The following is an 11,072-nucleotide window of genomic DNA, read 5'->3' as shown; positions in this document are numbered from 1 at the left end:
AAGACGATTTTGTTGATCGAACACGACGTGAAACTCGTGATGCACCTGTGCAACCGCATGACGGTGCTCGATTACGGCAAGGTGATCGCTGAAGGTCTGCCGCAAGACGTGCAGAAGAACCCGAAGGTGATTGAGGCATATCTGGGCGCGGGGGTCCACTGATGGCTACGGCAATGTTGAAAATCAAGGGCCTGCAGGTCAATTACGGCGGCATCCAGGCAGTGAAGGGCGTCGACATGGAAGTCGCGCAGGGCGAGCTGGTCACGTTGATCGGTGCGAACGGCGCGGGCAAGACCACGACGATGAAGGCCATCACGGGCCTGAAACCGTACTCGGCGGGCGACATCGAGTACATGGGCCAGTCGATCAAGGGCGTGCCGGCGCACGAGCTGCTCAAGCGCGGCTTGGCGATGGTGCCGGAAGGCCGCGGCATTTTCGCGCGCATGTCGATCTTGGAAAACATGCAGATGGGCGCCTATCTGCGTAACGACGCGGACGGTATCCAGAAAGACGTCGATCGCATGTTCGGCTACTTCCCGCGTCTGAAAGAGCGCGCCAAGCAACTGGCCGGTACGCTCTCGGGCGGCGAGCAGCAGATGCTGGCGATGGCGCGCGCCATTATCAGCCGTCCGAAGCTGCTGCTCTTGGACGAGCCGTCGATGGGTCTGTCGCCGATCATGGTCGAAAAGATCTTCGAAGTGGTGCGCGATATCTCGAAGGAAGGCCTCACGGTGCTGCTCGTGGAGCAGAATGCACGGCTGGCGCTGCAGGCGGCCAATCGCGGCTACGTGATGGATTCCGGCATGGTCACGATGTCGGGCGATGCGAAGCAAATGCTCGACGATCCGAAGGTGCGCGCCGCGTATCTGGGCGAGTAATATCCTCTCTTGCGCCCGTGCTACCCGCACGGGCGCTGTCAATGGGCCGACACGGCCCGCTAGTCGTCTCTCAAACCCGGTCTACAAAAAGGGAATTACAACAGTGATCAAGTCGCTTCTCACCGGCTGCGCAGCAGCCGCTGCCCTCTCGTTTGCACTTTGCAATGTCGCTCAAGCCGATACGGTCGTGAAGATCGGCCACGTCGCGCCGCTCACCGGCGGTTCGGCTCACCAAGGCAAGGACAATGAAAACGGCGCGCGTCTCGCGATCGAAGAGATCAACGCGAAGGGCCTCGTCATCGGCGGTCAAAAGGTGACGCTCCAGCTCGACCCGCAAGACGACGCAGGCGATCCGCGCCAAGCGACGCAAGTCGCGCAAAAGCTCGTCGACGACAAGGTCGCCGCGGTTGTCGGCCACGAAACGTCGGGTACGTCGATCCCGGCATCGAAGATCTACAGCGATGCGGGCATCGTGCAGATCTCGCCGTCGGCCACGAACCCGAAGTACACGGAACAAGGCTTCAAGACGACGTACCGCGTCGTTGCGACCGACGCGCAGCAAGGTCCCGCGCTCGCGAACTACGCGGCTAAGGAAATGCACGTGAAGAAGGTGGCGATCGTCGACGATTCGACCGCCTACGGCCAAGGTCTCGCGCAGCAGTTCGAAGCGGCCGCCAAGGCCGCTGGCCTGACCGTCGTCTCGCACGACGCAACGAACGACAAGGCCGTCGACTTCCGCGCGATTCTCACGAAGATCAAGGGCGAAAACCCCGACGCCATCATGATCGGCGCGATGGACGCCACGGGCGGTCCGTTCGCCAAGCAAGCCAAGCAATTGGGCCTGCGCGCGAAGATCCTCGCGGGCGACGGCGTGTGCACGGCGAACATCGCCGATCTGGCCGGCAACGCGGCGGACAACATCGTGTGCTCGCAAGCTGGCGTGGGCCTCGACCAGATGGCAGGCGGCGCGGCTTTCGCAGCCAAGTACAAGAAGCGCTTCGGCCAAGACGTCGTGCTGTATTCGCCGTACACGTACGATGCAGTGAACATCATCGTCGACGCGATGAAGCGCGCGAATTCCGTCGATCCGGCGAAGATTCTTGCTGCCATGCCCACGAGCGACTACAAGGGCGTGATCGGCGAGACGACGTTCGATGCCAAGGGCGACCTGAAGCATGGCGTCATCTCGATCTACGGCTACAAGGACGGCAAGCGCTCGTTCATCAACAAGGTTTCGATGTAAGCGTTCGTGCCTGACCCTTCGGCTTAGGCCCCCCACTCGGGGCCTTGGCTGCAGCAAAAAGCCGCATGCGCGACGAGCGCATGCGGCTTTTTTCGTAGGGGCGGGGGGCGCTGCCGCGCGTCCCCGCTGCGTGCCGATCGATTAGAGCGAATCGAGCACAGTCCGCAGCATCGACATCATCTGGTCGATCTCTTCGTTCGTCACGTTCAACGCCGGCATGAAGCGCAACAAGTTCGGCCGAGCCGCGTTCAGCAGCAAACCCGTGGGCTGCATGTCGCGCGCCTTCTCGACAATCTGCGGCCCAATGTCCTTGCCGAGCAGCAGCGCGCGCAGCAGACCTTCGCCGCGCTCGCCTTCGAAGCCTCGCTCGGCCGACAGTTCGAGCAGCTTCGTGCGCAAATAGTCGCCGCGCGCGCGCACGCTTTCCAGGAAGCCCGGGGCAACCAATGTCTTGATGACGGCATAGCCCACCGCCGTCATCAACGGATTGCCATTGTAGGTGCCGCCTTGGTCGCCGGCTTCGAACACGGCCACGTCCGCCTTGGAGAGCAGCGCGGCAAGCGGTACGCCGCCGCCGATCCCTTTGCCTAGCGTCATGATGTCCGGCTCGATGCCGGCAAGCTCATAGGCGAAGAGGGTGCCGGCCCGCCCGCAGCCGCTTTGCACTTCGTCGACGATCAGCAGCACGCTATGGCGTTTCGTCAGTTCGCGCAATTCGCGCATGAACTCGCGCGTGGCGGGGATGACGCCGCCTTCGCCTTGAATCGGCTCGAGCATGACCGCGACGGTCTTCTCGCCGATCAGCTTTTCGACCGACGCGATGTCGTTCAGCTCGGCCTTCGGAAAACCCGATACTTGCGGCGCGTACATCGTATCCCAGCCCGGCTTGCCGCTGGCCGACATCGTCGCGATCGTCCGGCCGTGAAAGCCGTGATCGAACGTGATGATCTCGTGCGCGCCGTTCTTGAACTTCTTGCCCCACTTGCGCGCGAGTTTAATCGCGCCTTCGTTGGCTTCCGCGCCGCTGTTGGCGAAGAAGACCTTGTCGAAGACGCTGTGCTCGGTCAGCAGCGAGGCGAGATTTGCCATCGGCTCGTTGTAGAAGGCCGGCGACGGGTTGATGAGGCGACGCGCCTGCGTGTCGAGCGCTTCGATCATCGCGGGGTGACAGTGGCCGAGGCAGTTGACCGCCCAGCCTTGGATGAAATCGAGGTAGCGCTTGCCTTCGCTGTCGAAGAGCCAAGAGCCCGAGCCGCGCGTAAAGACGATGTCCGGCCGGTTGGTGATGTACATCAGCGACTGTGTCGGGTTCTGCGTCGATTGCATGGCACGGCTCCGCGATAAATAAATGAAAGGTGTAGGGGAAATGAAAAAAGCCACGGGAAATCCGTGGCTTTCGCGGTTTGACCGGTTTCGCACCCTCGCTTTGCTGCCGATGCTTGCGAGGCGCGCGTCCGTGATCTACGAGCCGACGGCTTCCCTTGGCGGGAGCGAGCATCGACGTCGGAGGGCGGACAGGTAGCAGGTCATGGGCGCAAGAATACGACAGCGTGCGCCGCGATGCAATCGCTGCGGCGCATCATCCGTCGCATTTTTTCGTCACACGGCGTTGACGAGATCCGCCTCGCTCGTGAACGAATCGGCGTAAAACTCCTCGGCCGGCAGCCCATGGTGCGCGGTGAAATCGCGCAGCGCCGATTCGACCATGACCGGCGCGCCGCATGCATACACCTGATAGCCCGACAGATCCGGCAGATCTTCGATCACGGCCCGATGCACGAAGCCCGTACGCCCCGACCACGCGTCGCTCGGATCGGGCTCGGAGAGCACGGGCACGAACTTGAAGTTCGGATGGTCCGCCGCCCAGCGCTGCGCGAGTTCGAGCATGTACAGATCCTTCTTGCGGCGCGCGCCCCAGTACAACGTGATCGGACGATCGATATCCTTGAAGAACGCATGCTCGGCAATGGCCTTGATCGGGGCGAAGCCCGTGCCCGAAGCCAGCAAGACGATGGGCTTGTCCGAATCCTCGCGCAGGAAGAAGGTGCCGAGCGGGCCTTCGAAGCGCAGGATTTCGCGCTCTTTCATCGTGTTGAAGACGTGATCGGTGAACAGGCCCCCCGGCATGTGGCGCACGTGCAGCTCGATCGGACCTTCCTCGTGCGGCGCGCTTGCCATCGAGTAGCTGCGACGCTTGCCGTCTTTCAGAATGAATTCGACATACTGGCCGGCGAGATATTGGAGCCGCTCGTTCGCGGGCAATTGCAGCTTGAGGACCATGACGTCGTCCGCACGGCGCTCGAGCGCGTTCACGCGGCAAGGCAGCTTCTTGACTTGGACATCGCCGACGCCCGCAATTTCGCGCACGTCGATGACGAGATCGGATTGCGCCGTCGCGCAACAAAACAGCGCCATGCCGCGCGTTTTTTCGTCGTTCGAGAGGGCCGACGACGAATGCGAGCGCTGCTCGATCTGGCCGGACACCACCGCGCCCTTGCACGAGCCGCACGCGCCGTTCTTGCAGCCGTAGGGGACGCCGACACCCTGGCGCAGCGCGGCGACGAGCACGGGTTCGTCGGGTTCTACTTGAAACTGCCGGCCGCTTTGCCGGAGGGTCACGTTATATGCCATAGCTCGATCGGATCGAAAAACGAAAAAAGTCGGGTGAAAGCGCGCGCGGCCTGGGGCCGCTACAATGCGCGCACATGAAAGCCACACGAATCTTGCGCCGGCCCCGCGTGCTGATCGTCGGGTGCGGCGACGTCGGACTGCGTTGCGCGAAGCGGCTGCTTGCGCGCGCCGCTCGCCCGCGCGTCATCGCCTTGGCCACGCGCGCGACGCGTGCCGCCCAATTGCGCGACGAAGGCTTGACGCCTATCGTCGGCGATCTCGATGCGCCGCGCAGCCTGCGACGATTGGCGGGACTCGCGCACACCGTGCTGCACCTTGCGCCGCCGCCGGCCCACGGCGACGACGATCCGCGCACGCGTTCGTTGATCGCCGCGCTCGGCATGCGCCGACGCCATCCGGCGCGCCCTGCCGCCCCGGCCGAGGGGCGCGCGCGCCGGGGCCGCACCGTGGGCAACGCCCCGCCGGTGCCGCGGCGATTCGCGCGCAGCACAACCGCGAGATTCGAAAGCGGTATTGTACCCGAGGGTTTTACGGCGTTCGGACGGCGCACGCGCCCGCCGGTGCGGGTGGCGTACGCGAGTACGACGGGCGTCTATGGCGATTGCGGCGGGGCATTCATCGACGAAACGCGGCCCGTGAACCCGGCCAATGCGCGGGCAAAACGTCGGGTGGCGGCCGAACGTCGCCTGAGGCGGGCCAACGTGCGCGGCACGACGGCAGCGAGCATCGTCCGCATCCCCGGGATCTATGCGCGGGAACGTCTGCCGCTTGCGCGCATCGAGCAGCGCAAGAGCGCGCTGATCGAGCCGGACGACGTCTACACGAACCATATCCATGCCGACGATCTCGCCGCGATCATGTTGCGCGTGGCGGCGCGCGGGCGCATCGGCCGGGTGGTCCATGCGTCGGACGATACGGTATTGAAGATGGGGGCGTATTTCGATCGCGTCGCCGATGCGTTCGGGCTGCCGCGCGTGCCGCGTCTCGCGCGCGAGGCAGCGGAGCGCAGCCTCGATCCGGCCACGCTCTCGTTCATGCGGGAATCGCGGCGGTTGTCGAACGCGCGGATCAAGGGCGAACTGGGTATCGCGTTGCGCTATCCGACAGTCGACGATTTTCTACGGAGCCTCGGCCGCAGCATGGCTCCCGATTCGAACTGAGCCGGTCGCGATCAAATGAGCGAGGGCAGCGCCTCGAGCAGCAGGAAGCAAAGAAGGGCGCCGATCAGGGCGCCGATGAGATTCGGATGGTATCGGCGCTTCACGTGCATCATCGTCAGCAATGCGCCGATGACGATCGCGCCGAGCGCGGCGAACGCAAGCGTCACGTACGAAATCTCGAACGTGCTGTCGATGACCACGATACACCTCCCTCCAAACACCGCTGACCGGACCGGCTCGCTCGTTGGCGGCGGTCTCGTTTCGTTCGATGATCGAAGTATAGGTTTGGCGTGGCGCATTCCCCATAGGGGGCGGACCCGATATCGAGCGGTTATTCGAATGGTTGCGTGCGCTGGCTCACATCGGCGAGGGGCGGTCCTACATTCGCAAGGCGCGCAATGCCTCGTCGTCGAGCCATTGCCACGCACCGGGAGCGAGCGTCGGCGGCAAGGCGAGCGCACCGATGCGCTCGCGGTGCAGTGCCTCGCAGCGGTTGCCCGCCGCCGCGATCATGCGCTTGACCTGGTGGTACTTGCCTTCGTTCACGGTGATCTCGAGTTGTTTTTCGTCGCACATCCGCACGGCCGCGGCCGCAATCGGCGCTTTTTCGCCGTGCAGCAGTACGCCGTCGCGTAGCGCTTGCAACTGCCGCTCGTCGAGTGCGTGACGCGTGATCGCGAGGTACGTCTTCGGGACTTTGCGCTTCGGCGAGGTGTAGGCATGCACGAATTGGCCGTCGTCGGACAGCAGCAGGAGGCCCGTCGTATCTTCGTCGAGGCGGCCGACGCATTGAACCCCTCGCACCGCCAGTGGCGCCGGCAGCAAGGCGAATACGCTCAGATGATGTTGCGGCTCGCGCGAGCATTCGTAACCGGCCGGCTTGTTGAGCATCAAGTAGGCGTGCGCGCGGTAGCGCCAGGCCGTGCCGTCCACGTCGAACGCGAAATCGTCGATGGGGAAATCGGCGTCGGCGTCGGTGCAAGCGCGCCCGGCGACGGCCACCCGACCTTCCGCGATCAGAGCGCGGCATTGGCGTCGCGAGCCGAAGCCTTGTCGGAAGAGGATGCTTTCGAGGTCCATGGTTTCGCAATCGAGTCGAGGCGGCGCGATTGTACGCTGGGCCGGGGCGAGTCCCTGCTTGCATCGCTGCGCGTTCTGCCATCGGGCGGCCTTGCCGCAGCCGCCTTGCGAGGGCAAAGCGGCCTGAACGATAATCGACCGACTTCGAGCGCATCTCGACTTCGACGATCGATTGCGGGTTCGCTCGGCAAACCGCTATTTTGACATCCGACCACCCGCAATGAAAAAAACGTCTCTCGCGGCTTTCGGCGCGCGCGCCTGCGCCGCAGCGCTGTTGCTCACGTGCGCGCAATGGGCCAGCGCCCACGCTTATCCGAAGCACCGAGCCCCCGGCGCCGGCTCGACCGTCGGCGTCGATACGCGCCAAGTGTCGATCGAATTCGACGACGCATTGGAGGGCGCCTTCAGTTCGCTCAAGGTGACCGATTCGGCCGGTAAGGACGTGACCGACGGCAAGTCGAACATCGACGCGCACGACAAAAAGCACATGACGGTCGCGCTCGCACCGCTCAAGCCGGGCACTTATACCGTGTCGTGGGTGGCGGTGGCCGCCGACGGCCACCGCACACAGGGGCACTATGCATTCAACGTGAAATGAATCAACCCTGCAACGTCGTGTTGTAGGTCGTTGCGCCGATCACGACGTTGCTCAACGTAATCGCATTCACGTTCCATAGATAGGTCGGGCCCGGGCTCGTTGCGCTGGGCGTGCCGTTCGACACCGGCGTGCCGAGATTGCAGTTCGAGATCGTGACGCCGGTGATCGGCGAGACGGCAGGCACCGGCGCGGGGCCGTTGTAGTCGGCCGCGACCGGGCCCTGTGCGACGATTGCCTGAAAGCACGAGCCGGTGCTGCTGCCCGACGTCACGTTGCTCGCGGCCACGTTGCTGATGTTGATGTTGCGCACGGACGGCGGGCTTAGGCGCACGGCGTCGCCGTTCGGCGAGTAATCGCAGTCGAACGTGATGAGCCCTCCTTGCGAGGCCGACGGGTTGCCCGCGCTTGCCGTCGCGACACCGAGCGGCACTGTCGTGTTGATCGGGCTGCCGGCGATCATATTGCTCGAACCGTAGCCCTTGCCGGTGAGCGAGATGCCGTTGGGCAGCGTGACGCCGTCGATATAGACGTTTTGCACGACGCCGCCGCGGTTCATATTGCTCTTGATGCGAATGGCGATCTGCAGCGGATTGGTCGCCCAATTTTGATTGAGCATGCTCAGGTTGCGGGCGTAGATGTTCTGCACGCCCGCGCTCATTTCGCTGCCCAGCGTCAGGCCGCCGTGGCCGCTGTTCATCGTGCAGTTTTGAATCACGTGGTTCTGTGCGGGGCCGTATTGCGCGTCGAGTGCTTTGCCCGATTTGACCGCGATGCAGTCGTCGCCCGTGTTGAAGGTGACGGAATCGGCAAGCACGTTGTTGCACGCGTCGGGATCGAAGCCGTCGTTGTTCGGGCCGATGCTGTCGGCGAACACGCCTTGGATCACGACGTTCGTGCAGTCCGTCGGATGGTGCTGCCAGAACGGCGTGTTCTGCGTGTGATAGTTCTGCATGAGGACGTTCGTGCAGCCGATGAATTCGACCATGCACGGACGCAAGTAATGCCCGTTGCCGAAGATTCGCGACGTGACCGCCACGCCCAATTCGGATAACGCAGGCAGGTAGTTCTGATCTTGCGACCAGGCAGATGCCGTCAACAGCGGCAGGATGGTCGCAGCGTTAGATGCGGTGATCCCGGCGAGGCTCGTCAATGCCGCGTTGTTGGGATTCGAATACGCTTGCGACGGCGTCGACGATCCGGCGCAGCCGTACGCGCCCGTCGTGCCCTTGAACGTCCACCAGCACGACGTCGGCGTCGTGCCGTTCGCTTGGATCGGGGTCATCGCCTGGCCGTTCAGGATGGAACTCGTGCCTTCGCCGGTCAGTGCGATGTTGGTCTGCTGGAACGCATAGACCGGCGAGCCGAAGTTCAAGCAATCGTTGGCTTGCCAACGCGTGCGGTACAGGTTGCCGTTGGCCGTCGCGAACGGGCCGCTCTTCGCGTAATCGGCCGGGTTGGGACTGAAGTAGATCGTGCACGCCGCGCTCAGATGGAAGTTCACGTTGCTGAGCAGCACGATCGGACCGCCGCAGTACCAGTTGCCGGCGGGCACGACGACACGGCCGCCGCCGGCCGCATTGGCCGCGACGATCGCATTGTTGAAGGCGGTGCACGCATCGAACGCGGTACCCGTTAGGCTCGAGGACACCATCAACTCCGCCCCGGGGCTCGTAGGCGACGAGTTCTGGTTCAACCAGGGAATGGCGGGATTCCATGCCGATGCGGCGGTCACTTGCGACGTGATGGGCTGCGCGCCGAAGCTCGTGACGTTGAAGTCGACGGACGGGAACATCGACTGCGTTATTTTCTGAAGCGAGGCGATGATCTGCGTGGCCGAGCCGGTGGGACCCCAAATCGGGTCGGCGGCGGTAACGGTCGTCGAACCGGTACCCCCGGTGGCCGTACTGCTGCCGTCGCTTCCTCCGCCGCAACCGGGCAAGCCGGACAGCACCGTCGCGCCGGCCGTGGCGCCCGCCAGCGCCATGAAGGCGCGACGGCCGGGGGAGCGAACGCGCGACGCGTCGGCGTCGCGATGCGCACTCGATTGCTTGTTTGCCATCTCACTGTCTCCTGGGTTGAACTCGAGCCGAGATACCGGTCGGCGGCGTCCGGCTGTTTGGGTGGTCATCCAGAGGCGGATTTTCGTTAAGCAAATTAAAAGTTGTCAAACCTCGTAAACGATAAGTACCATGCCATTCGGGGCCGAATCGACCCGAGCCAGTGCGCAAGGCGAAACGATCGGCAGCAGATGGACCGATGGCGAGAGGGCATGTGGTCACGCAGGAGTTCCTTGTCCACAAAGGATCTCATGGGAAATGGGACGAGCGGCCCGCGCCGTGGTCGGAGTGTGGCGCGGCGCGTGCGGCCGGACCTTAAACGAGGAATCGTTGGCGCGCGGCTTGACCGTGCGTCGCGATGAAGTCGTTACTTGTTCGCGAATGTTGTTTGACAAGATGGTTTTTGAGGTGATACCGTCCGGCCTATCGATCATCAAAACATCCGTTTCGAGGCCCCATGAACGTGTCCCCACTTGTCGAGAGCGAATTCGCCTCGTCCGTGATGGCGGTGCCGCCGCTCGCGCGCCGTGCCGATTTGTCTGTCGATGTCGCAGAAAACCGAAAGCTGATCCGCCACATCGAAGCGGGCGGCGTGACCACGCTGCTCTATGGCGGCAACGCGAACTTCTACCACGTCGCCGTCAGCGAATATCGCGAACTGCTCGACATGCTCGCCGAGAGCGCGGCCCCGACTACCCGCGTGATCCCCTCGATCGGCCCCGACTACGGCAAGATGCTGGACCAGGCGCGCATTCTGGCGCAGACGTCCTACCGGACAGCCATGGTGTTGCCGTTTGCCAATTTCGCGACGCCCGCCGGTGTCGAAGCGGGCCTCGCACGGATTGCGGATACGGCGGGGATCCCGCTGACGCTGTACGTGAAGAGCGAGCAATATGTCGACGTCGATACGCTGGCGCGCCTCGTCGATCGCGGCACGCTATCGGCCGTGAAGTACGCGATCGAGCGCGACGATCCCGCAAACGACCCGTTCTTGGAGCGATTGCTGCAGAACGTGAACCCGGCGCGTGTGGTGTCGGGCATGGGCGAGGGGCCGGCCGTGATTCACGTGCGCGACTTCGGCTTGGCCGCCTGGACCACGGGCTCGGGTTGTATCGCATCGCGCGCGGTGACTGCGCTGATGCACGCGATCCGCGAGTCGCGCCATGCCGAGGCACAGCGGTTGTACGACGCGTTCATGCCGCTCGAGACGCTGCGCGACGAAATTTCGTTGATTCGCGTCCTGCACGATGCCGTGACCTTTTCGGGCGTCGCCGATATGGGCACGATCTTGCCGTTGCTCAGCGAGACGCCGAAGGTTCATCACGAGGACGTGCGCCGCGCGGCCAAGGCCTTGCTTGCATTCGAGCAAGGCTTGCGTGCGCAGGCCGGTGCTTGACGACGTGCGATCGGCGAAGCCGATACGTT

10 protein-coding genes and 1 pseudogene are annotated in these 11,072 nt (G+C 63.8%); 6 read left to right on the top strand and 5 right to left on the bottom strand.

What is annotated here, in order from left to right:
* The 3 genes and pseudogenes from ACTHN9_RS25370 to ACTHN9_RS25360 form a co-directional block, all read left to right on the top strand.
* Positions 1 to 162 (top strand): annotated as a pseudogene (locus ACTHN9_RS25370) (ABC transporter ATP-binding protein); the annotation flags it as partial.
* Positions 162 to 878, top strand: a complete 717-nt coding sequence (locus ACTHN9_RS25365) for an ABC transporter ATP-binding protein (protein WP_440539571.1) — start codon at positions 162 to 164, stop codon at positions 876 to 878. The pseudogene ACTHN9_RS25370 and the gene ACTHN9_RS25365, both read left to right, overlap by 1 nt.
* A 103-nt stretch (positions 879 to 981) precedes the next feature.
* On the top strand, positions 982 to 2,121 hold the full coding sequence (locus tag ACTHN9_RS25360; protein WP_440539570.1) for a branched-chain amino acid ABC transporter substrate-binding protein: 1,140 nt from the start codon (positions 982 to 984) through the stop codon (positions 2,119 to 2,121).
* A 141-nt stretch (positions 2,122 to 2,262) separates the two neighbouring features.
* Here ACTHN9_RS25360 and ACTHN9_RS25355 read toward each other — a convergent pair whose 3' ends face one another.
* Positions 2,263 to 3,447, bottom strand: coding sequence for an acetylornithine transaminase (locus ACTHN9_RS25355; RefSeq protein WP_440539569.1), 1,185 nt, complete (start codon positions 3,445 to 3,447; stop codon positions 2,263 to 2,265).
* A gap of 273 nt (positions 3,448 to 3,720) precedes the next feature.
* Positions 3,721 to 4,752 (bottom strand): CDP-6-deoxy-delta-3,4-glucoseen reductase, encoded by a 1,032-nt coding sequence (locus ACTHN9_RS25350; protein ID WP_440539568.1) that lies wholly within the window; start codon positions 4,750 to 4,752, stop codon positions 3,721 to 3,723.
* Between the two features lie 74 nt (positions 4,753 to 4,826).
* Between ACTHN9_RS25350 and ACTHN9_RS25345 the strand changes: the two genes are divergently transcribed.
* The gene (locus tag ACTHN9_RS25345) at positions 4,827 to 5,912 is read left to right on the top strand and encodes an NAD-dependent epimerase/dehydratase family protein (protein ID WP_440539567.1); all 1,086 of its coding nucleotides are present in this window, start codon (positions 4,827 to 4,829) and stop codon (positions 5,910 to 5,912) included.
* 11 nt (positions 5,913 to 5,923) lie between these two features.
* On the opposite strand, the gene ACTHN9_RS25340 is transcribed toward ACTHN9_RS25345, so the two are convergent.
* Positions 5,924 to 6,112, bottom strand: a complete 189-nt coding sequence (locus tag ACTHN9_RS25340; protein WP_440539566.1) for a hypothetical protein — start codon at positions 6,110 to 6,112, stop codon at positions 5,924 to 5,926.
* Positions 6,113 to 6,290: 178 nt separating this feature from the next.
* Positions 6,291 to 6,992: a pseudouridine synthase gene (locus tag ACTHN9_RS25335; protein ID WP_440539565.1), complete on the bottom strand. Its 702-nt coding sequence runs from the start codon at positions 6,990 to 6,992 to the stop codon at positions 6,291 to 6,293.
* A gap of 220 nt (positions 6,993 to 7,212) precedes the next feature.
* On the opposite strand from ACTHN9_RS25335, the gene ACTHN9_RS25330 reads away from it, so the two are divergent.
* Entirely contained in the window at positions 7,213 to 7,590 is a 378-nt protein-coding gene (locus tag ACTHN9_RS25330) for a copper resistance CopC family protein (protein WP_440539564.1), read from the top strand.
* A gap of 1 nt (position 7,591) precedes the next feature.
* Here the strand turns inward: ACTHN9_RS25330 and ACTHN9_RS25325 are convergent, their stop codons facing one another.
* The gene (locus ACTHN9_RS25325) at positions 7,592 to 9,649 is read right to left on the bottom strand and encodes a glycoside hydrolase family 28 protein (RefSeq protein ID WP_440539563.1); all 2,058 of its coding nucleotides are present in this window, start codon (positions 9,647 to 9,649) and stop codon (positions 7,592 to 7,594) included.
* Positions 9,650 to 10,104: 455 nt separating this feature from the next.
* Here ACTHN9_RS25325 and ACTHN9_RS25320 point away from each other — a divergent pair, with 455 nt between their 5' ends.
* Positions 10,105 to 11,043, top strand: coding sequence for a dihydrodipicolinate synthase family protein (locus ACTHN9_RS25320; RefSeq protein ID WP_440539562.1), 939 nt, complete (start codon positions 10,105 to 10,107; stop codon positions 11,041 to 11,043).
* The last annotated feature ends 29 nt before the right edge of the window (positions 11,044 to 11,072 follow it).

The sequence above is a fragment of the Trinickia sp. genome (genome assembly GCF_051953405.1).
In the GTDB taxonomy this organism is placed as follows: domain Bacteria; phylum Pseudomonadota; class Gammaproteobacteria; order Burkholderiales; family Burkholderiaceae; genus Trinickia.
The sequence above is the reverse complement of the archived record's forward strand: the minus strand, read 5'-3'. Positions and strand labels throughout refer to the sequence as shown.